The sequence below is a fragment of the Mesorhizobium sp. M0001 genome, from assembly GCF_040324255.1.
Classification (GTDB): Bacteria; Pseudomonadota; Alphaproteobacteria; order Rhizobiales; family Rhizobiaceae; genus Mesorhizobium.
The window spans coordinates 938,481-959,086 of record NZ_JAMYVS010000001.1; the positions used below are offsets into that span (position 1 = coordinate 938,481).

The window sequence follows — 20,606 nt, forward strand, 5'->3', positions numbered from 1 at the left end:
ATCCGCTTCCCGGGTGAAAACATGCTGGTATCAATTCTGCTGTGGCTTGTTGCCGGCCTGTCCGTGCTGGCTCTCGTCATCGTAGCCTGCCTGGTCGCGGCAACGCTCTGGATTGCCGCCAAGGCCGAAAGGCTGGTGCCGGCCGGCGGAAACTTCGTCGAGATCGACGGCAGCCGCGTCCATTATATCGAAACGGGCGAGGGACGGCCGATCCTGTTCGTGCACGGACTTGGCGCCCAGCTTCATCAGTTCCGGCACACGCTGTTCAACCGCTTCGGCCCCGGTTACCGGCTGATCGCGCTCGACCGGCCGGGATCGGGTTATTCGGTGCGGGCCAAAGGAGCCACCGGCCGCTTGCCTGAGCAGGCCGAGATCATAAGGCGCTTCATCGAAACGCTCGCGCTGGAAAGGCCGCTTGTGGTCGGGCATTCCCTGGGCGGCGCCGTCGCGCTGACCCTGGCCGTGGAACATCCCGACGCGATTTCCGGCATCGCCTTGCTGGCGCCGCTGACCCATCTGGAAGCCGGCGTCCGCGAGAAAGCGGGACTGCTCTATATCCGTTCGAGGATTTGGCGCTGGATCATGGCCTACACCGTCGCGATACCGACAAGCCTCGGATATGCGCGGCGGACACTGGAGTTCATCTTCTCGCCGCAGGCCGTTCCCGCCGACTACATGATCGATGGCGGCGGATGGCTCGGGCTGAGGCCAAGCCATTTCCATGCGACCTCCACCGATTTCGTGGCGGTCGAAGAGGATCTTGGCCGCATCGAAGAGCGCTATGGAGAGATCGCCATGCCGGCCGGCATTTTCTTCGGGACAGCCGATCGCGTCATCGCCATGGGCACACATGGGGAGCCGATGAAGGACAGGATCGAAGGGCTCGATTTCGAGACGGTCGAAGGCCTCGGCCACATGCCGCAATTCGACGAGCCGGACCGCGTCATCACCTTCATCAAGCGCATTGCCGAGCGGACATTCGCCGGCCAAGACCTCACCACAGCCTCACAACAATTTCACTGAACCATTCGGCTGATATCCGGTTTTACCCCGTGTCGCACCCAAGGCGGCAGATACGGCGTAATTCAATGTACAGGAAAGTCTTTGCAGCATCCATGCTGACGATCGGTCTTGCCACATCGGCGATGGCGCAGTCATCGGACGGCACGTATTCCAACCATCACAGCTGGTGGCCGTTCGGGAACGACCAGTCATCGACCGTCGACCAGAGCACCACCGGCAGCATCAATGCCGACGGCAGCCAAGGCTATGGCGGCGCTACGGGGCCGTGCGCCTCCGACCCGTCAGGACCCTATGGAAATGTGAGGCCCAACGTGAACGATCAATATTGCGGCAAGTGATCAAGCCGCGGGCGACTGACCGGCAGGATGTCCCGCCTGTTTGTTTTGACGCAATTCCCTAGGAATTGCTTAGGCGAGCATCCACGGCCGGCAGCGAAAGCTGAGGGGCAAGGATCAGTCGGAAACTTCAGTCTGCGGCCGGTCGCGGCCGTCGGCCAGTTCGTCGTGCCACTTGCCTTCGGCATCCTCATACTGGATGCCGTCCGTGGCGCCGGCGATCTGCTGTTCGGCCGAGGCGATCTCGGCGGCGCGCAGCGCATCCTGGTGGGTCGGGAATGTCTCCGAGAATGTCGAACCGACCTTGTAGGCCCAGCCCCCGTCATGCTCGACGATCTTGTAAGTCAGCTTCGCCATGAAATCCTCCGGTTCGCCGTCCGCTCAATGCGGCCCGTTTTTCAATGCCATCTGCGCTTCAATGCAATTTGGCGTCTGGCAGCCGGTCTTCGGGAACCAGCACTTCCGATTCCTTGGCCGCTTCGATCAAGGCCCTGCGTGCATCGGCCGTCGAACGATAACCTTCCAGCACTTTGAGGCAAGTGTCGAGAGCATCACGATGGCGCGGGCCGCGATTGAGCGGCCACACCGTCATCAGACACTCCGCCGCTTCCTGGGTGCTGCGGATCTGGCGATATTTGCCGACATGGCCGAGTTCGACCACGACCGGGGTTTCAAAAGGTTTGTTATCCATGATGGCCGCAACGCAAAGCAGCCAATATGGTTGCAAAAGTGGCCGTCAGCCTGCGCCCAAACGTCTCACCAACCGCAATCGTTGGTCTCAGTAACTGCAGTCGTTGCGCAGCCAGCGGGCGTTGGCCCAGCCGGTCCGTCCGCCGATTTCGACCTGGTACCAGTTGCCCCGGCGGTCGAAAATCTCCGTGTGGTCGCCGTTGAACAATTGCCCGATCATGCGCGACGACGAGTTCGGCCGTGCGCGCACGGCGAGAAACCCGCTGCCGGTATCCAGATCGTAGTGCCTGGACAGGCCGTGCACCGTGCCTTCGCAATATTGCGCGCCGACCGGAGACGACGCGGCGAACGACAGCGCGACCACCAGAGCGGCGGCTGCCGGATAGATTGCCCTTGATGCCATGGACTTTGCTCTCAACCCGGCCGCCAAGGCGGCCTACCCCAGGGAATATTGCGGGCGGATTAAAGCGAAGCTGCGGCAATCTGTCCAGCAGATGCGTTTGGCGCATCCGTCGGCGCAGCCTGTTCAGCCCTTCGTCCAATGCTGCATCGTCGTCACCGAGCGGGCGAGCTGTGGCGCGGGATGGATTTTCTCGCTGAAGGTGGCGGCGGCGCGCCAGCCCCAGCGCGGATCGGCGAGGAAGGCGCGGGCCAGCGCGACCATGTCGGCGCGGCCGTCGGCGACGATCGCCTCTGCCTGCGAGGGATCGTCGATCAGGCCGACAGCCCGTGTCGGGATGCCGGCGCCCTTGCGCACCGCTTCGGCCAGATGCACCTGATAGCCGGCGCCGGTCGGCAGCTTCTGCAACGGCGAATTGCCGCCGCTCGAACAGCAGATATAGGCAACATCAAGCGCCTTCAAGGCTTTGGCCACCTCGATCGCCTCGTCGACCTCGAAGCCGCCATCGACCCAGTCCTTCACCGACAGGCGGGCGCCAAGCATCAGGTTTGGAACTGCCTTCCTCACCGATTTGGCGATCTCGATGAGGAAACGCATGCGGTTTTCCAGCGAGCCGCCCCAGCGGTCGGTGCGCTGGTTGGAAAGCGGCGACAGGAACTGGAAGATCAGATAGCCGTGCGCGGCGTGCAGCTCGAGGAAGTCGAAGCCGGCGCGCTCGGCCCGCCTCGCGGCTTGAGTGAAGCGCTCGACAAGCTGCAGGATTTCATCTTCCTCCAGCGCATGCGGCACATTCCAGCCGGTGTCATAGGCGATGGCCGAGGCCGAGACGGTCTGCCAGGGATCCTCGCCCGGCTGCAATGGGCCGCCGCCTTCCCAGGGCTTTCGGTTGGATGCCTTGCGGCCGGCATGGGCAAGCTGAATACCGAATTTCGTTTCCGGCGCGGCGACGCGCCTCGCTGCATCCAGCGTGCGCCGGGCGGCCGCCTCGTTGTCGTCGGAATAGAGGCCGAGGCAGCCATGGGTGATGCGGCCGCGCCGTTCGACGTCGGTCATCTCGACGGTGACCATGCCGGCGCCCGACATCGCCAGGTTCATCCAGTGATAGAGATGCCAGTCGCTGGCCGAGCCGTCTTCGGCGGAATACTGGCACATCGGCGCCACCGCGATACGATTCGGAAAGGTCAGGCCATCGAGGGCGATCGGCTGGAAAAGCGCTGCGGTCATCAAAAAAACTCCGGAGAGGGACTGCAGCTATTTAGGCGATGGCAGTTGCCGGCACCAGACACGAGGCGGTGAAAGCTTCGCCGTTTCGGTTGCGCGCAAAACCGTTCGCGGTTACGCCATGGCGCCGACAGCTTGGAGCTCATCATGGAAGATCGTATCCGCATCCGCTCGGAGGAAGTCCTGTCCGACGACTGGGCGGTCCTGAAGAAGACCGTTCTCGATTACCGTCGGCGCGACGGGCAGTGGGAGACGCAGATTCGCCAGACCTACGATCGTGGCGACGGCGCGGTGATCCTGCCTTTCGATCCCGAGCGTCAGACGGTGCTTCTGGTGCGGCAGTTCCGCTACCCCGCCTACGTCACCGGCCACCGCGAACCGCTGATCGAGGCCTGCGCCGGCCTGCTCGACAAAAACGATCCCGAAACCGCCATCCTCAAGGAGGCCGAGGAAGAGCTCGGCTACCGCCTACAGAACATCGAGCGGCTGTTTTCCCCCTATATGAGCCCGGGCAGCGTCACCGAACGGCTGTGGTTCTTCGTCGCCCGCTATTCACCCGCCGACCGCATCTCGGCCGGCGGCGGCGCGGCCGACGAGGGCGAGGACATCGAGGTTCTGGAAATGCGGCTTGATGAAGCGCTGGCCGGCATTTCAGACGGCCGCATCATCGACGCCAAGACGATCATCCTGATCCAGCATTTGAAACTGTACCCGATGAAGGGCTAGCTCGGCGAAGCTCGACGTGCCTCACTGCTGCGGGCAGGGTGGCACGTCCACTTCGCGGATGAAGTTGCGCAGGTTGCAAGGACACCGGAATGGCGCGTGGCGCAAAGGCATGGCTGAAGCGAAACAGCGCGCGGGCATCTCTCATCTTGCTGAACGCCGCGCTGCTTGTCCGCTACCGCCGGTTGACCCAGCGTTTCCTTGAGCGGATGCGGCATCTGCCGAATTTTGCAGCCCCGGTGACGTTCACGGAAAAGATCCACTGGCGCAAGATTTTCGATGACGATCCTCGCTTTACCGGCCTTCTCGACAAGCTCAAGTCCAAGGAAATCGTCAGGGAGCGGCTTCCCGGGCTCGCCATCCCGGAGGTGCTGTGGCAGGGCGACGATCCGCGCCAGATCCCTTTCGATGACCTGAAAATCCCCTACGCCGTCAAATGCAACCACGGTTGCGCCATGAATGTCATCGTTCGCGATCCGGCCAACGCCGACCGGGAGGCGATCATTGCCGAGATGACGGAATACCTTGGCCAAACCTATGGCGCCCGCAAGCTGGAGCGCAGCTATGCGCACATAGAGCGGCGGGTTTTCGTCGAAGCGCTTGTCGGCAAGGACCAGGATTATGACCCGGTCGACTACAAATTCTGTGTGCTGGCTGGCCACGTCGCCTACATTGTCGTCGTCGCCTTCCGTTCCACGGTCAAGAATACCGCCCACCTGGATCGCGATTGGCGCCCGCTGAACATCGTCCAGGGCGCGATCGACTCGAGCCTGGAAATTCCCCCTCCCAAGAGCCTGGCGCGGATGATCGAGGCAGCCGAGGCGCTCGGCAGCGAGTTCGACATGGTGCGTGTCGATTTCTACGAGGAGGAGGGGGAGCCGATCTTCGGAGAATTCACGGTCTACCCACGCAGCGGCTTGCTGCAATTCGACCCGGCTGTCTTCGACCGCGAACTGGGCGCGCATTGGGATATTGGCGCGTCAGCTTACCTCAGTCGTTTGCCCAGCCGATTTGCCAAACGGTACAAGGCAATGCTCGTCGCCGCCGGCTATCTCGACGTTTGAGATGGCTGCCTTGGTGGCGTGCTACCCGAAGCTCGAAGAGCGAAGGGTGGTGCGGAGAACCCATACCATTAGAGATCGAGGGAAACTGATAGCTCAGCAGGTCAATAGCCGTGATTTCGAAGTGCTGCCTCAACTGAGCCGTAGCGTTCATAGCGACGCCGCAGTCTTCATCGAGCAAGTTTTCAGCGCGCTTCCTGCTGCGACTCGGCCGATTACCGCTAAGGTTACCGGCAAGCTCTCCCACGTCCGGACTGGGTCGAGATCATTTGAAGAACTCTTTCAGCTTGTTGAGTCGACTGTCGCCAGAGGCCTTCCGGCCTTCAGGACACGCCGCCTCGCCGATCGTATCCTGCTGGATAAAGCGAGGTTCTCAGCCACCATTTTCTCGCTGAGTACCAGCGCGAACTCGGTCTGTTTGATGCGCTGCTGAGCATCAGCGAGTTGCATCGTGAAAAGATCGGTTGCCATTGTTGATCCGGGATCCGCGAGATTCATGATTGCGTAACACATGGCGGGCGAAATCGTTCCTAATTGTCGGGCGAAGCCGGTGCCGCAAAGGGCGGCTGAGTTTGAACTTCCCACCCGGCCAGACGTCCGCGAGCGCCAAGGCATCGAGAGCCCAGTGATCGGAGGGCCACGACGAGCGGGCGCAACCCGACCACTTAAGTGATCAGCCTCGCTACAGCCTTGACAGGTACAGTCGCGGCCTCATCAAGGGGAGGTATCAATGGTCTCGGCGATTGGAAACCAACATCGGCAGGCAGCTGAACCTCGACCGAAACCCGCAAAGACAGAACCGGGCGAAGGATTTGCGCCAGGCAAAAGCGCAGACAGCGTAGGACATCGCGCCAAGGCAATGGCGGCAGAAAGTGGCGACACGGATTCTGGCGCCCAGGGGCGCGCCGCATCGACAATCGCCAGGATGGATATCACCGTTTTGGCTCCACAGAGCGAAGAGCCGCCTTTGGAGTAACCCGGGCGGCCGTGCCGCTGCCTCGGTCCTTGTGCAGCACGACGCGCGCTGGCTACGCTCGGTGGACATCGTCGTCTCGAAACACTTCGGGCGTTGCACTGCCGCGAGCCGCCTTCGCTGCTGGTCGAGGGGCTGTAACCCTTGGTGAGGCCGGCATCGCCTCGCCGGTCGTTGCGAGCCCACGATCGCGCGGCCAAGCGACCTTCCCTGTGTCGGTCTCTATTTGATACTAGGGGACGGCGGTTTCATCACGGGCAATTGCAGCTGGTCAATGGTTGCGACGATGCCGGCGGCAATGGCTTCCGCCTCATGGATCAGTTCCGGACCATAGAGCCCATTGACCATCTCTTCGCTCGGCAGCACGCCAGGAGGACAGTGCTCTTCCATTGTGCGCCGGATGAGCGTCAGCGCTGCCCGGCATTGGTCGGCTTCGATCTTCATAGCCCTTCAAACATCCAATTCGTCTAAAATGTTCCGGAACTAATTTAGCGATAGCTAATTGAAGTCGTGGTTCTGCGAGTCAGTGCATGCGTCTGAAATTCATCAAGCCTATGGAACCCGAACTGGTCGACACGCCGCCGATGGGCGATGATTGGATTCATGAGATCAAATTCGATGGCTACCGCACCCAGGTCATCAAGGATGATGACGGGATTCGGCTGATCACCAAGAACGGTTATGATTGGACGGGCCGCTACATCCAACTTGCCGGTGAGGCGGAAGCGATCGAGGCGAAAGACTTCATCATCGACGGCGAGACCATTACGATCAATGAGGCTGGCCTATCCGACTTCCATGCGCATCAATCAGCCGCGACCAGCCGCAAGCCGTCGCGCGATCTGTATCTGCTAGCATTCGACCTCTTGCATCTGAACGGGCATGACTTGCGGAACACGCCGGTGGAAGACCGTCGCGAGATCCTCCGGGCGTTGATCCCGGACGGCGGCCGAATCCAGTTCAGCGAAGCGATGCCGGGCACTGGCGACGCCGTCTTTCATCTGGTCGACCAGGCTGGGCTTGAAGGTATCGTTTCAAAGCGGAAGGGCAGCAAGTATCGGTCGGGTCCGACGACGAACTGGCGCAAGATCAAGTGCTATGCCGAAAAGGAGATGGACATCATCGGCGTGCAGCGCGAGGCCGGCAAGCCTGCCATGGTGCTGATGGCCGACAAAGGCCACTATGCCGGCGGCGCCTTCGTCACCTTCAAGGCGGACAAGCGCCAGCGCCTATGGGACCGCGTGCAAGGCAAGATTGGCGGGCCGGCGCCGAAAGGGCTCAAGAGTGACAAGGCCGAATGGCTAAAGCCGGGCCTGGTCGGCCGCGTGCGGTTCCTGAAGGGCGAGGAGAAGCTTCGCCATGCCAAGCTGCTGGATTTCCGGGAGGAGACTTAGCCCGGAGGCTTGTCCCGGGGCTGTGCCGGTCCTGTACCGTTCCAGCGGATGAACTGCGCCCTCTGGCCGGTGATGGTCTCGATCGACTTCAACAGGGGTCCATGGACCTTACGTAGAGCTTGGTAGTGCTCGCCGTGGTACGCCAGGAGCGGCCCGACGATGCTCTTGTGCAGCGCTTCGGCTGCCGCCAGGAAGCGCTGGATTTCAGCCCGGGAAAGTTGTTCCGAAGGTTTGGTTCTGGCCATTGGCGCTCTCCATTGAGGGGTCGCCGCAACGAGGACTATAATCCTACATGCCGGACTGCCTGACAAGAGGGCTCGCCGGCCTTACCGCGCAGGTAGCAGTAGGGCGACGGCGCCAAGCGCAGCCATCAGGAGCAACCACCAGCAAAGATGAGCAACGGCAGGCCCGGCGACCTCCTTTGGCACACGGGACAAACAAGAAGGTCGCCGAGCCTTACCGGCGCTGCTTTGTGAGGGAGACGACGCCGGATGAGATGAGAGTATGCGATCGTGCTAATCTCTGCGAACCATGCGAACGAAGGAAAGCCTTGTGGCACCGACGTTGAGATCAAGGTCGGCGGGGCGCTGATCGCTGCGGCAGGATTCTTCCAAAGCGGTAGTGAGTCCAGAGCGGAACATTAGCGTCGGCTAACGGTTAATTCGGCAGTGTTCCGAACCGTGATTGGTAGGGCGATGGTGACGTTTCATCTTGTCTATTTTTCCGGCCTGACGGCAGACCAGCTGCTAGGCAGCGCCGTTTCTATCCTGGCGTGTTTGCTGCTTTATAACGCTCTGGCTACGGACGCCTGACTGATAGGTCGGCCAGCGGCCCGGCATCCTTGGCAGCCGGCGATTGCCATCCCGATGCCAACTCCTATCACGAGGCCAAAGACAAGCTTGCCGACGAAATCAATGGCGAGGGCCGGACAGGACGCCACACGTCCAGGCAGGGCTCTCTGAGGGCATTGGCGATGCCCGTTGCCTCAAGGTGGCGAGCTTTTTCGTTAATGGGCCTCCGCGCTGGGCAATCTGTTCCAAGAGCTTCTGTGATGCCTCTATGACGCGGCAAACCTTGGAAAAGGTTTCCGTGGCAGGACCTGGGTACGATTCTAACAAACTACGGCTGTATAGGCCACTAGCGCCCGACGATCCGGCTAATCATGTCGTCGTCAGGTGCGCTGTCGGTGAATTCCCGTAGGAGCGCCTTCGCGTGGTCTACCCAATGCTCTTCAGCCAGGTTCAGCTCCCGAACGGAACTCCTGAAGGTCTCGCACACCACATCGAAATCGAAGGCGTCAATGCTGTAGCCTTCCTCGTCATGGTCCATCGGCCGCCTCCCCCAATGGGGGAAACTGTACGGAATCGTACGAAGCAAGTGCAAGGGCATTCAAAAGCAATTGGCTGATGCCGCCCGATCGTTCCACAATGTGTTGCTAATATGCAGCACCGACTGAATCTCCGATCAGCGGCACTTGTGGTTGGTTCCAACAGCTGCACGTTGACGGCAAGATGCCAAAGCCAACGACATGCGGGCGACGAAGATGGACAAGCGACAAAACACAAGAAATGTTGAGTTGGTCGGTCTTCTGGCCGTGCCGTTGTCAGTTCTAATCACGCTGCTGATAGCTGGAATGATCCTTTGCTGAAATGTTTGAGTGGCAAAAGGCTGGGGCGGCGGGTTTTTCCCCTTTGAAAGAAGTCACGATGTCCCAATCCGTCGAACCCCGATATTGCCAGAGGATAGCCCAGACCGTGAGGTGAACTGTGAAGTCGCATTAGAAGCCGCGTTTGCGGCCTTGGTGACTGCGTCAGAAGCGCAAGGTTGGACGCCACAGGAAACGGCTGCAACTCTTCTTAAAATCGCGACGGAGCATGCCCACCGGGTTGAGGCCGCTGCGGCCCCAGCCGGCTCCCAAGGGAGTGCTTGACCTGGCCCGCGCGGTCGGTCGCTACCGACAGGAGTGTTGCAGCAGGTATTCCAGCAAGAGTGTTAAACCTCTTCAGTTTTGTCCCTCTCCTCTGCCAATGCGCTTTATCAAAGCCAAGCCCCAGTGGCATCGGCATGATAGGGTCTGTGAGTTGCGGCTTACACTCGAAGAGGATTGCCCTGGCCAATAGGTGGCCGGCTCGCAAAGGTCTTTGAGACGTTCTGCAGCCACATCCTCTATGCCGACATGCTCCATAGCGTATGAAGAGCTACCAGCACGCTTGTAATATAGCTTTTGATCGCTGCGGTGTGGTCGACGTTCCGACCGTGGCACGTCAATGACTATGAAACCGGCATTTTGGTCGGCATTCGATGCAAGTCCGGCGACACGGATACCGTCGTTTTTCGGCTGCATTAGATCCCCAACTGCCGAGCTTACGACCGAAAGGGCTACAGGTTCGGGATTTGGCTCAAGCGCAGTTGCGCCGTCAGCCCCGTCACTGTTCTTACGGCAGCCAATACCGAACACCAAAACTCCAGCATGGCAGTTCCCGGCTTTTGTATCCCGGCTCTACGGCTACCCGCGTCAGCCTTTTCTATGGTAGCCAGTGAGTTCTTACAGAACGAATCCTAAGCATTTCAATTTGGTGCGGACGACGGGAATCGAACCCGTACGATCAGAGATCGAGGGATTTTAAGTCCCTTGCGTCTACCAATTCCGCCACGTCCGCAGGCCAGCCCTTTTCAGACGCCAGCGAAAACCCGTCAAGCCATCTTTTGCCGAGTGTCGAACTCATGAAAGGTGGTTCGTGATTTCAAAACAATTGGTTGTCGCGAAAATCTCAGTCGCCGAGAACGCTCAGAATTTGTAGCTGAGATTGATACCGACCGCGTTCAGCTTCACATCCTGATCGCGATCGTTGAAGGGTTCCGCCACGTCATAGTGCTCGGAGCCGAAATCGTAATAGCGATATTGCGCGCCGACGATGAATTTGTCGGTCAGCGCGTAGTCGACGCCGGCGCCCAAGGTCCAGCCGACATTCGTGCGTGTGCCGGCGAACGACGCGCCCGCGACTTGCGAAGTTTCGATGCCGGCAAAGGCGACGCCGCCGACGCCGTAGACCAGCACGCGGTCCATGGCGAAGCCCGCTTTGGCGTTTACAGATCCGAACCACTTGATGTCCGTGCGGAATGTGCTTCCAAGGCCTGATACCGCCGTACCGTCGACGGCGGAATAATTGAGCTCCGCCTCGGCGCCGAGCACCGCCTGATCGAACTGCCACAGGCCAGCGACATGGCCGCCGACGAAACCGCCGTCAATGTCGGGCGAGATGGAAAACGGCGCGCCTTCCGTCACTGATATGTCGGACTGGCCCCAGCCGTAGCCGGCCTGCAGGCCGGCATAGTAGCCGGTCCAGTCGAAGCCTGGTTCGGTCATCGGCACCGCCATCGGGTCGGCGGCGAACGCCGGCCCGGCCAGAGCAATCAGAAATCCGGCACTGGCAATCGTCAGACAGCGCATCGAGTTCTCCGAAAAGGCGGTTCAGAAGGCGCCTTGTCGGAAGGTAATCCTATTCGCCGCAAAACGGAACCCATTGTTCAACAATCGGAATGCACCCGTTGCTGCGCTGGGTGCTTTAGCTGGGGGCGCTATTTGGCGTCAATGAAGTCCAGCGCCGCCTGACTATATTCGTCCGGCGCCTGCAGCATGGCGAAATGACTGGCGTTGGGCAGGATGATGAGCTTGGCGCCCGGAATGACGGAGGCCATGTATTCGGTGTGTTCGCGCTTGATCGCCTCGTCATGGTCGCCGGCAACGATCGCGGTCGGCGTGGTTATCTTGCCGAGCTGTTCCTTGGTCCAGGCCGGCTCCGACTCCCACATGTGGCTGATCTGCGCCACGAAGGCATCGTACTGGTCGGGAGTCTTCGAAAGTTTCTTGTAGTCGCGGCCCGAGCGGTCGATATAGGCGGCAAAGGTCTTGTTGGTCAGCACACCCGGATCGACGCCATCGGTGGTGACGTTGGCGGCCTGCGCAAAGAGCCGTGTCAGCCGCTCCGGATGATGCAGCGCGATGTCGATGCCGATAATGCCGCCGTCGCTCCAGCCGACAAGAGCGGTCTTGTCGATCTTGAGATAGTCGAGCAGCGCAAGATAGTCCGACGCCATGAGGTCATAGCCGTAAGGCTGCTCGGTGCGGGTAGAGCGGCCATGGCCGCGGCTGTCGGCGATGATAACCTTGTGCGTCTTGGACATGGTCGCCACCTGGCTTGCCCAGATGTCGCCATGGCCAAGGCCGCCATGAATCAGGAGAATCGGATCACCGGCGCCGAAAACGGCATAGTACATCTGAACGCCGTTGACCGGCGCATATCCGCTCTGATCCGGTTTGGGCATCGCCGCCGGCTCCGGCAAGGTCTGCCAACGCTCCTCGGCGGATGCAAAGCCGGACGAGATCAGGAACAGGGTGACGAAGGCGAATGCTTTCAGGAACCGGATCATGACTTCACCTCAGGAGGTTTCGGCCTCATCATAACAAAAACCCGCCTCGCGGCGGGTCGTCGGCGCAAATCAGCACCATAGCCAGAATGGTAGCATAAGTGCCGGCACAAGCCAAACTGAATGACCGCGCCGTTGATGCTGTCATCGGGGTGAGCAGGTGCGGCGCATCCGCCCGGGCGAATCTCATCGAGCGGATTTCGTCTGTGATCGCTGGCCAAAACCTTGCCGGCTTGGCACAGTCTGGCAAACAGGAGTCTTTCATGGCCAAGCAGCCGTCGGCGACGAAACCCAAACCCTGGACCGAGATGGCGACGCATCTGGTCGACGTCGCGACGGGGCGCAAGCCTGCCGATCTCGTCATTCGCAACGGCCGCTGGGTGAACGTGCACTCCGGCGAAATCATAGCCGGCACCGACATCGCCGTTGCCGGCGGCCGCTTCGCCTATTGCGGGCCGAATGCCAGCCATGCCATCGGCCAGGGCACCAAGGTGGTCGATGCCGGCGGCCGCTATCTGGTGCCCGGCCTGTGCGACGCGCACATGCATGTCGAGAGCGGCATGGTGACGGTGACCGAGTTCTGCCGCGCCGTCATCCCGCACGGCACCACCTCGATGTTCATCGATCCGCACGAGATCGCCAATGTGCTGGGTCTGCCCGGCGTGCGGCTGATGCATGACGAGGCCGTCGCCATGCCGATCAACGTCCATGTCCAGATGCCGTCCTGCGTGCCGTCCGCGCCGGGGCTGGAGCATGCCGGGGCCGAACTGACGGTCGCCGATGTCACGGAAGCGATGACCTGGGAAAACATCATCGGGCTCGGCGAAGTGATGAATTTTCCCGGTGTCGTGGCCAACGATACGGTGATGTCGGGCGAGATAGCCGCCACGGTGCGAGCGGGCAAAACGGTCGGCGGCCACTATGCGTCGCGCGATCTCGGCCTGCCGTTCCATGGCTATGTCGCCGGCGGGCCGGAGGACGACCATGAAGGCACACGCGCCGAGGACGCAATCGCCCGTGTGCGCCAGGGTATGAAGGCAATGCTGCGGCTGGGCTCGGCCTGGTACGATGTTGCCTCGCAGATCAAGGCGGTGACCGAGAGCGGTCTCGACCCGCGCAACTTCATCCTGTGCACCGACGACAGCCATTCCGGCACGCTGGTGCATGAAGGCCATATGGACCGGGTGGTGCGCCACGCCATCCAGCAGGGATTGAAGCCGGTGACGGCGATCCAGATGGCGACGCTGAATACCGCCCAGCATTTCAAGCTGGAGCGCGAACTGGGCTCGATCGCGCCGGGACGGCTGGCCGATCTGCTGATCGTCTCCGATCTTGCCGCCATGACCATCGACGAGGTCTATGGCCGCGGTATCAGGCTGGCCAAGGGCGGCAAGCTCGAGATCGACATTCCGGCCTATGATTACCCCAAATCGGCGAAGAACACCGTCAAGCTCGGCAAGAAGCTGAAGCCAGGCGACTTCGACATTGCGGCGCCCAAGGGCGCCAACGAGGTGCGGGTGCGGGTCATCGGCGTGATCGAAAACCAGGCGCCGACGCGGGCGCTGGAGGCCGACCTGCCGGTCGAGGACGGGCTGGTCGCCATGGACCGCCGCAACGACATCTGCCAGATCGCGCTGGTCGAGCGCCACCGCGGCACCGGCGGCGTCACCAATGCCTTCGTCTCAGGCTTCGGCTATATGGGCGACTGCGCCATGGCGTCGAGCGTCGCACATGATGCCCACCACATCATCTGCGTCGGCACCAACAAGGAAGACATGGCGCTGGCCGTCAACCGGCTGGGCGAGGTCGGCGGGGGCGTGGTGCTGTTTTCGAAGGGCAAGGAACTGGCGCTTGTCGAAATGCCGATCGCCGGGCTGATGTCGGACGAGCGCGCCGAAATCGTGGCGGCCAAGGCCGAGAAACTCACCGAAGCAATGCGCAAGATGGGCTGCTCGCTCAACAACGCCTACATGCAGCACTCGCTGCTGGCGCTGGTCGTCATCCCGGAACTCAGGATTTCCGATGTCGGCCTGATCGACGTGACGACGTTCCAGAAGGTCGGTTTGTTTATCTGAGATCAGCCCCGGCTCTCATCCGCCGGTGGCGATGGTCAGCACCTTGAATGGCGTGGTGATGATGATCTCGGCGACGGATCCGACTGCCTTGCCGAGGCCTCGGCCGAGATTGTCGATCTGACCCTGCGTGGGTTCGTCCGATGCCAGGCCGGCTGGAGCGCGCAGACGGTCGCCGAGCAATTGCACCAGGAACGGGTTGTCGGCGAATTTGGCGTGGTTCAGGCGGTCGCCGCCCTTGATCTGGCTGAGGTCGGCCACGACCACGCCGTAGCTGGCAATGTCGGCGGCGTTGCCGTAGTCGCCGACGCGCGGCTTGTCGCCGGATAGCAGGCTGGACAGTCTCAGAGCACGGTCGTCGGCGGAAAGCAGGATGACGAACGGCCTGTCGGGCTTGCCGTAGCGGATCATCTGCTTCTTGAAGACGTCGACATCGATATCGGGCGATGCCAGGACGACACGGCCGAGCTTGCCGTCGAGATCGCGGTCGCCGGTGATGGCGAGCTGGCGCAGCGCTTCCATCGTCACCCAGGTTCCCATCGAATGCGCGATGATGTCGATGCTCTTGACCTTTGTCTTGGCGAGCATCCTGAGCGTCGCCTCGAGGTCGTCGCGCGCGGCGTTGGCGCTGTCCTTGTCGTAGATATAGCCCGTGGTCTTGCCGCTCGAAGCCCACGAAAACAAGATCGGCGTACCCGGATATTCGGTGTCGTGGGCGATCTGCGTCAGCCGGTAGACCCCATCGTCGAAGCCGTTGTTGAAGCCGTGGACGAAGACCAGCGCGCGGTCGCCATTCATGGTGATGTTGGCACCGACGGCCTTGGCGAATTGCGAGGCGTCGCCATAGTGGACGACGTCGGTGGCGGTGAATTGCTTGGCCGGGTTCGAATTGGCCGAGCCCTTGGCGCGCTCGATGGCGCCGACCTGGTGGACCTTCGGCACGGTGACGTCGACGCGGGCGTAGCTGGTGGTCAGCGAGCGATCGCCATCGAACACCTGGCGTGGGTCCTTGGTCGCCTGCTTGCGGGTGGTGGCGACGAAGATTTCGTGGGTGGCCGCGATGTCGGAGGCAGGCACCGAAACCGTCGTCTCGTTCAACAGGTCATGGGTGTTGGGGCCGGCGCAGCCGGCGGCAGCTAGCGCGAACGCAAGGACCAGGACAGTCTTCCATCGCTCGTTCAAGCGGGCTCCCGCTGGCGCATTGGCGCCGATTTCAATGTCGTAGAGGCAGAGACCGGCCCGGTCCAGTTGAAAGTGATCGGGCCGAGCGGCATTCGCGACCTCACGCGGCGACGGTCGCCGCAAGGCGACAGCCTTATTGTCCGAGCGCGCTGATACGGTCGGTCACCGTCTGGTCGCTGGCAAAGCCGTCATCCTCGCGCAGCCGCTGGCCGATCATCTTCACCAGTTCGGGATTGTCGGCGAATTTGGTGTGGTTGAAGCTGTCGCCTCCCTTGACCTTGGAGAGGTCGACCACGGTGACGCCATAAGCGGCGAGGTCGGCGGCATCCTTGTAGTCGCCGACGCGTGGCCGCGAGCCTGCGATCAGGCCTGAGAGCCGCAGCGCCCGGTCGTCGTCGGAGAGCAGCAGGATGAACGGCTTGTCCGGCTTGCCGTAGCGGCGCATCTGGCTCTTGAAGACGTCGACGTCGATGTCGGGAGAGGCCAGCACGACATCGCCGAGCTTGCCGCCGAGATCGCGGTCGCCGGTGATGGCCATCTGGCGCAGCGTTTCCATGGTCACCCAGGTTCCGAGCGAGTGGGCGACGATGTCGATGCGCCGCGCGCCGGACTGCTGCAGCATGCGCAATGTCACCTCCAGCTGATCGCGGGCGGCGCTGGCGCTTTCCTTGTCATAGACATAGTCGGTGGTTCTGGCGCCGGATGCCCAGGAAAACAGCACCGGCGTGCCGGGATAGCCGGAATCGTGGACGATCTGGGTCAGGCGGTAGACCGCGTCGTCGAAGCCGGTGTTGTAGCCATGCACGAAGACCATGACGCGGCCGCCGCGCGCGGCAATGTCGGCATTGAGCGCACTGGAGAATTTCGGCTGCGCATCGTAGCCGACGACCTCGGAGGCCATGAAGTACTTCGCTGGGTCGTTGGACCTGCCGCGCGAGCGGCGCTCGATCTGGCCGGTCTGGTGGATGCCGGGAACGGTGACGGTGACGCGGGCGTAGTTCAGCGTCGCCGAGCGTTCGCCGTCGAAAACTTTGTTGGGATCGTCGGATTTCTTGCGTGTGGTGGCAATGAAGATCGAGTGATTGCCCGAGATTTCGGTCACCGGCGTGGACATGACGGCGCTGCCGAGCAGTTCCTCGGTTTTGCGGCCGCCGCAGCCGGCGATCAACAGGGCAAGTGCAAGAATGCAAATCGTCTTCAAACGCACGTCAAAAATTCCAATCGAAAGATGAATTCACATAGAATTCACTTTGAGGCCCAAAGGCCTGTCTACCCTCGGCCCGTCTACCCTCCGCGACACCTCCCGGACAGTGAGAGTGCGGCAGAAGTAAGTCGTGTCCAGCCGAAATGTGGTCAGCGTCGGGTCACAGCCATCGCACTGTTGCGCGAAAGCCAGAATGGCGGCAGGAACGCAGGGATGTTGGAGAAGGGCAATACCTCGGGCTTGAGCCTGATGCCGAGCACATCGCCCATGAAGGCGCGGCGCGCCTCGATGCGGCGCCATGCCTCGGGATAGCGGGCCGCGATCTCCTCGCGCAGGGACTCATCGGCAAGCGCGATACCGTCTTCGATGTTGGTGGTGAAATAGCTGGTTCCGGTCGCCGGAATGATGTCGACCTGCAGCGCCATGCCCGATTGCAGCTTGATGTCCGAGCCGGAAAACACCGGCGAATGCATCCATTCGTCCATATGGACGAGATGGCCGGGATTGAGCGAGACGCCGAAGAACGGGTCGCCTATGCGGTCATGCACGGCTTTCCAAAGCGCTCCGCCGGCAACGCCTATGCCGATGGTCTCGTACCAGTCGACGACGGCGGCGAAATAGGGCGCTACCAGCTGTTCGACATAGTCGCTTATCTCGCGCGGCAGTTCGGCCGCGCTCTCGACCAGGAAGCCGGCGCGGGCGTTGAGCGAGCCCTGGATGCCATAGGCCATGGTGACGGGATCGCCGCGCTTGATGATGTCGAGGCGCGGGCTAGGCAAGCCGTAGGGCGCACGCCTGCCGGCGGACAGCATCGGGTGGCAGCACAGGGGCAGGCCGTTGATCCCCATCAGCCGCGCGGCCTGCAATTCGCTCATGCCGGGCTCAATATTCCCAAGCACGTTGCGCAGGCCCTGCGAGGAAAAGGTCGCGGCGAATTCGAAGGACGCCAATTGGTCTGCCTCGTTGATGGCGCGTAGGCCGTCGGATGGGTTCATCAACAGGTTGGCGGCGTTGACCACCGCGCCTCTGTCGCCGGCCAGTGTGCGCAGCGTATCGGCGATGAAGGACGGCAGGTCGAGCGTCGTCTCGCCAAAGCCGCCATCGCCGGCGCCGAACGGCTTCCAGCCGATGGCGCCGATTTTCTGGCCGGCCTTCAGGCCGCAGGCGGCAAGCGTGTCGGATAGAGAGGCCGAGCGGTCGCGTGGCTGCGCCGGCAGCGAGAAGGTCTGGTAGAGGACGCGCTCGTAAGGCCCGTCGCAGATTTCGGCATAGCCCCAGCCCTCATTGCCGACGAGAAGCTTTGGCTGGCTGCCGGGGACGATGACCAGCAACGTCTCCTCGAAACGCGGATCGTAACCACTGAGATAGGCGACATTGGCCGCGTGCTCGCGGTCGCCATAGACGGCAAAGCCGTCGAGCCCGGCTTCGGCGCCGCGCGCCAGCAGAGCCTCGATGCGCGCTTCGTAGGTCTGGCGCTTAAGCAGCGGCATCACGGTCGGCTCGGCGAATTCAGGAAGGTCTACGGTCTTCAGGGCGACAGCCGAAACAGGCATGAAGATGGCTCCAATGGATTTCCTGCTGGCGCGTCAAAGCGGCCGCGCCGCATCGGTGGCTGCAAACGGCGAATTGTGCAATAGGCTTCGCCTTCGAACCATTCGATCCAGAGGTGACGGCGCCATGAACAGTTTCTCCTCCCGTGTCGCCACCGCCGCAGCCGCGATCCGCGAGATCTTTCCCGAAACGCCGCTGCAGGAAAACGACTATCTGTCGAAGAAGACGGGGGCTCGGGTGCTGTTGAAGCGCGAGGATCTTTCGCCGGTGCGCTCCTACAAGATCCGCGGCGCCTTCAACTTTTTCCGCAAGGCGCTTGCCGCCGGCAACGAGGCCGAGCTGTTCGTCTGCGCCTCGGCCGGCAACCATGCGCAGGGCTTTGCCTTCGTCTGCCGCCATTTCGGCAAGAAGGGCGTGGTCTTCATGCCGGTGACGACGCCGCAGCAAAAGATCGACAAGACGCGGCTGTTCGGCGGCGATTTCGTCGAGATCAGGCTGGTCGGCGACTTCTTCGACGACTGCTACCGCGCCGCCTTCGAATTCACCGAAAGTTCCGGCGCGCATATGGTGCCGCCCTTCGACCACAAGGACATTATCGAGGGGCAGGCGACGGTCGCCTATGAGATCGCCGGCCAGATGCCAGGCGCGCGCATGCCCGACATCATCATGCTGCCGGTCGGCGGCGGTGGCCTGGCCGCGGGGGTGACGCACTATTTCGCCGATCAGCAACGTGACGCGCGCTACGTCTTTTGCGAACCGGCCGGTGCGCCGAGCCTGCATCAGAGCCTCGCCAGCGGCAAGCGCGTCCGGCTCGCCAATGTCGACAATTTCGTCGACGGCGCGGCGGTGGCCGAGATCGGCCGCGAGCCGTTGCGCCACCTCAAGGAGTTCGCCGCTCAGGCGGTGCGGCTGATCCCTGAGAACCGGCTCTGCGCCACCATGATCGAGATGCTCAACATCGAAGGTGTGGTGCTGGAGCCGGCCGGTGCCTTGGCGATCGACGCGTTGAAGGATTTTTCGCGCAAGGAAATCCGCGGCAAGACCATCGTCGCGGTGGTGTCGGGCGGCAATTTCGATTTCGAGCGGCTGCCCGACGTGAAGGAGCGGGCGCTGCGCTTCGAGGGGCTGAAGAAATATTTTATCATCCGCTTTCCGCAGCGGCCGGGCGCGCTGCGCGACTTCCTCGAACTGCTCGGTCCCGACGATGATATCGCCCGCTTCGAATATCTGAAGAAATCGGCACGCAATTTCGGCTCTGTGCTTATCGGCATCGAAACCAAAGACCGGCGTAACTTCGATCTGCTGAGGGCAAATTTCGAGGCCGAGGGCGTGCACTATCAGGACATCACCGACAACGAGACCCTGGCCGGGTTCATCATATGAGCGGTACAGCCTGCCACCCGAAGCTCGAAGAGCGAAGGGTGGTCTTCGTCGCACTGTTTTCCGGCATCAATGTCGGCGGCAACCGCATCGTCCAGATGGCGGAGTTGCGGGCGTTATTCGAGGCGCTAGGCTTCACCGATGTCGCCAGTTATGTGCAGAGCGGCAATGTCGTGTTCCGGACCAAGAAGGGCGACGCCGCCACGCTGGCGAAACAGATCGAAATGGCGTTCGAGAAAAAATGGGGCTTTCACTCGCGCATCATGGTGCGCGATCTCTCCTGGTTCGAACGGTTGGTGAAGGAGAATCCTTATCCGGAAGTCGCCGGCGATCCGACCAAGCTTCACGCCTACACGCTGGAGCGCCAGCCGACGGCGGACGAGATCGCCAGGCTTGCCGAAAAATGCACCGGCCCGGAAAGCTTCGAGGTCAGGGACGACGTGCTCTACCTCAAGGCGCCGGACGGGCTCGGCAAATCGGTGTTCGCCAATCTCATCCCGCGCGTGCTGAAAGTGCCCGGCACCGCGCGCAACTGGCGCTCGGTGCTGGCGCTGCTGCAGATAGCGCGTTCGCTTTGAACCGCTTCTGCGTTGCGGTCGCGATGGTAATTAAGCCTCGGCTAAACAACAAGGGCGGCGCGGCGGCGACTCACTACAAATTGAGTTATGGCGATACTTTCGATTTTGACGGGGTGCCCGACCCGGACAGCAGCGCATCGAGGAGCGGAGGCCGCTTCGGCTATACGATCGGTGGCGGTGTCGAATGGGCCTTCGCCGACAAATGGACCACGAAGCTGGAATACCAGTACTTCGACTCCGGCAAGGTCCGTTTGACAGATATCGAGGGCAACGACGCAAGGGTGAAGATCGACGCCCATACGATCAAGATCGGCCTAAATTACAAGTTCTGATCGATCGGCCGCTCCGAAAGTTCAGATGGCGTCGCTACCATGCGACGCCATAGCTTTAT

General features: G+C 61.7%; 22 protein-coding genes and 1 tRNA gene. 9 read left to right on the top strand and 14 right to left on the bottom strand.

Annotated features, from left to right (window positions below; genetic code table 11):
* The first annotated feature begins 21 nt into the window (after positions 1-21).
* Together NKK50_RS04485 and NKK50_RS04490 are read left to right on the top strand one after the other, a co-directional pair.
* Positions 22-1,023 carry an alpha/beta fold hydrolase gene (locus NKK50_RS04485; RefSeq protein WP_050592365.1) on the top strand — a complete coding sequence of 334 codons (1,002 nt, stop codon included), beginning with the start codon at positions 22-24 and terminating at the stop codon, positions 1,021-1,023.
* Between the two features lie 65 nt (positions 1,024-1,088).
* Positions 1,089-1,361, top strand: coding sequence for a hypothetical protein (locus NKK50_RS04490; protein WP_352543137.1), 273 nt, complete (start codon positions 1,089-1,091; stop codon positions 1,359-1,361).
* A 114-nt stretch (positions 1,362-1,475) separates the two neighbouring features.
* Here NKK50_RS04490 and NKK50_RS04495 read toward each other — a convergent pair whose 3' ends face one another.
* The 4 genes from NKK50_RS04495 to NKK50_RS04510 form a co-directional block, all read right to left on the bottom strand.
* Positions 1,476-1,715 carry a DUF2188 domain-containing protein gene (locus NKK50_RS04495; RefSeq protein WP_023667535.1) on the bottom strand — a complete coding sequence of 80 codons (240 nt, stop codon included), beginning with the start codon at positions 1,713-1,715 and terminating at the stop codon, positions 1,476-1,478.
* A gap of 58 nt (positions 1,716-1,773) precedes the next feature.
* Positions 1,774-2,052 carry a DUF982 domain-containing protein gene (locus NKK50_RS04500; RefSeq protein WP_032891817.1) on the bottom strand — a complete coding sequence of 93 codons (279 nt, stop codon included), beginning with the start codon at positions 2,050-2,052 and terminating at the stop codon, positions 1,774-1,776.
* An 84-nt stretch (positions 2,053-2,136) separates the two neighbouring features.
* Entirely contained in the window at positions 2,137-2,451 is a 315-nt protein-coding gene (locus NKK50_RS04505) for an SH3 domain-containing protein (protein WP_023744829.1), read from the bottom strand.
* Positions 2,452-2,574: 123 nt separating this feature from the next.
* The gene (locus NKK50_RS04510; RefSeq protein ID WP_023695406.1) at positions 2,575-3,672 is read right to left on the bottom strand and encodes an NADH:flavin oxidoreductase/NADH oxidase; all 1,098 of its coding nucleotides are present in this window, start codon (positions 3,670-3,672) and stop codon (positions 2,575-2,577) included.
* 144 nt (positions 3,673-3,816) lie between these two features.
* Here NKK50_RS04510 and NKK50_RS04515 point away from each other — a divergent pair, with 144 nt between their 5' ends.
* A complete protein-coding gene (locus NKK50_RS04515) occupies positions 3,817-4,395 on the top strand; it encodes an NUDIX domain-containing protein (protein WP_023688346.1) in 579 nt (192 codons plus the stop codon).
* An 89-nt stretch (positions 4,396-4,484) separates the two neighbouring features.
* Positions 4,485-5,456 carry an ATP-grasp fold amidoligase family protein gene (locus tag NKK50_RS04520; protein ID WP_023744830.1) on the top strand — a complete coding sequence of 324 codons (972 nt, stop codon included), beginning with the start codon at positions 4,485-4,487 and terminating at the stop codon, positions 5,454-5,456.
* Between the two features lie 279 nt (positions 5,457-5,735).
* On the opposite strand, the gene NKK50_RS04525 is transcribed toward NKK50_RS04520, so the two are convergent.
* Entirely contained in the window at positions 5,736-5,924 is a 189-nt protein-coding gene (locus NKK50_RS04525; protein WP_023688348.1) for a hypothetical protein, read from the bottom strand.
* Positions 5,925-6,648: 724 nt separating this feature from the next.
* Positions 6,649-6,870: a hypothetical protein gene (locus NKK50_RS04530; RefSeq protein ID WP_023681532.1), complete on the bottom strand. Its 222-nt coding sequence runs from the start codon at positions 6,868-6,870 to the stop codon at positions 6,649-6,651.
* Positions 6,871-6,956: 86 nt separating this feature from the next.
* On the opposite strand from NKK50_RS04530, the gene NKK50_RS04535 reads away from it, so the two are divergent.
* Entirely contained in the window at positions 6,957-7,820 is an 864-nt protein-coding gene (locus tag NKK50_RS04535) for an ATP-dependent DNA ligase (protein ID WP_023667527.1), read from the top strand.
* On the opposite strand, the gene NKK50_RS04540 is transcribed toward NKK50_RS04535, so the two are convergent.
* The 5 genes from NKK50_RS04540 to NKK50_RS04560 all read right to left on the bottom strand — a co-directional run bounded on the left by NKK50_RS04540 (position 7,817) and on the right by NKK50_RS04560 (position 12,251).
* Positions 7,817-8,065 (bottom strand): hypothetical protein, encoded by a 249-nt coding sequence (locus NKK50_RS04540; RefSeq protein ID WP_023744831.1) that lies wholly within the window; start codon positions 8,063-8,065, stop codon positions 7,817-7,819. The genes NKK50_RS04535 and NKK50_RS04540 overlap by 4 nt on opposite strands.
* Positions 8,066-8,957: 892 nt before the next feature.
* On the bottom strand, positions 8,958-9,149 hold the full coding sequence (locus tag NKK50_RS04545; protein WP_023744832.1) for a hypothetical protein: 192 nt from the start codon (positions 9,147-9,149) through the stop codon (positions 8,958-8,960).
* A 1,245-nt stretch (positions 9,150-10,394) separates the two neighbouring features.
* Positions 10,395-10,480 (bottom strand) — tRNA-Leu (locus tag NKK50_RS04550).
* A gap of 128 nt (positions 10,481-10,608) precedes the next feature.
* Positions 10,609-11,271 (bottom strand): outer membrane protein, encoded by a 663-nt coding sequence (locus NKK50_RS04555; RefSeq protein WP_023744835.1) that lies wholly within the window; start codon positions 11,269-11,271, stop codon positions 10,609-10,611.
* Positions 11,272-11,399: 128 nt separating this feature from the next.
* Positions 11,400-12,251 carry an alpha/beta fold hydrolase gene (locus NKK50_RS04560; RefSeq protein ID WP_023744836.1) on the bottom strand — a complete coding sequence of 284 codons (852 nt, stop codon included), beginning with the start codon at positions 12,249-12,251 and terminating at the stop codon, positions 11,400-11,402.
* Positions 12,252-12,511: 260 nt separating this feature from the next.
* Between NKK50_RS04560 and ade the strand changes: the two genes are divergently transcribed.
* Entirely contained in the window at positions 12,512-14,323 is a 1,812-nt protein-coding gene (gene ade / locus NKK50_RS04565) for an adenine deaminase (RefSeq protein WP_023744837.1), read from the top strand.
* A gap of 15 nt (positions 14,324-14,338) precedes the next feature.
* Here ade and NKK50_RS04570 read toward each other — a convergent pair whose 3' ends face one another.
* From NKK50_RS04570 to NKK50_RS04580, 3 genes are all read right to left on the bottom strand, one after another.
* Positions 14,339-15,502, bottom strand: a complete 1,164-nt coding sequence (locus tag NKK50_RS04570; protein WP_023744838.1) for an alpha/beta hydrolase — start codon at positions 15,500-15,502, stop codon at positions 14,339-14,341.
* A 133-nt stretch (positions 15,503-15,635) separates the two neighbouring features.
* A complete protein-coding gene (locus NKK50_RS04575) occupies positions 15,636-16,709 on the bottom strand; it encodes an alpha/beta hydrolase (protein ID WP_023706608.1) in 1,074 nt (357 codons plus the stop codon).
* A gap of 146 nt (positions 16,710-16,855) precedes the next feature.
* Positions 16,856-18,259: an aminopeptidase P family N-terminal domain-containing protein gene (locus tag NKK50_RS04580; protein ID WP_023833725.1), complete on the bottom strand. Its 1,404-nt coding sequence runs from the start codon at positions 18,257-18,259 to the stop codon at positions 16,856-16,858.
* 124 nt (positions 18,260-18,383) lie between these two features.
* Between NKK50_RS04580 and ilvA the strand changes: the two genes are divergently transcribed.
* The 3 genes from ilvA to NKK50_RS04595 are packed head-to-tail and all read left to right on the top strand — an operon-like array spanning position 18,384 to position 20,547.
* Positions 18,384-19,640 (top strand): threonine ammonia-lyase IlvA, encoded by a 1,257-nt coding sequence (gene ilvA, locus NKK50_RS04585; RefSeq protein ID WP_023725751.1) that lies wholly within the window; start codon positions 18,384-18,386, stop codon positions 19,638-19,640.
* Positions 19,637-20,215 (top strand): DUF1697 domain-containing protein, encoded by a 579-nt coding sequence (locus tag NKK50_RS04590; protein ID WP_023828646.1) that lies wholly within the window; start codon positions 19,637-19,639, stop codon positions 20,213-20,215. The genes ilvA and NKK50_RS04590 overlap by 4 nt, the downstream gene beginning before the upstream one ends.
* Positions 20,212-20,547, top strand: coding sequence for an outer membrane protein (locus NKK50_RS04595; RefSeq protein WP_031203975.1), 336 nt, complete (start codon positions 20,212-20,214; stop codon positions 20,545-20,547). The genes NKK50_RS04590 and NKK50_RS04595 overlap by 4 nt, the downstream gene beginning before the upstream one ends.
* The last annotated feature ends 59 nt before the right edge of the window (positions 20,548-20,606 follow it).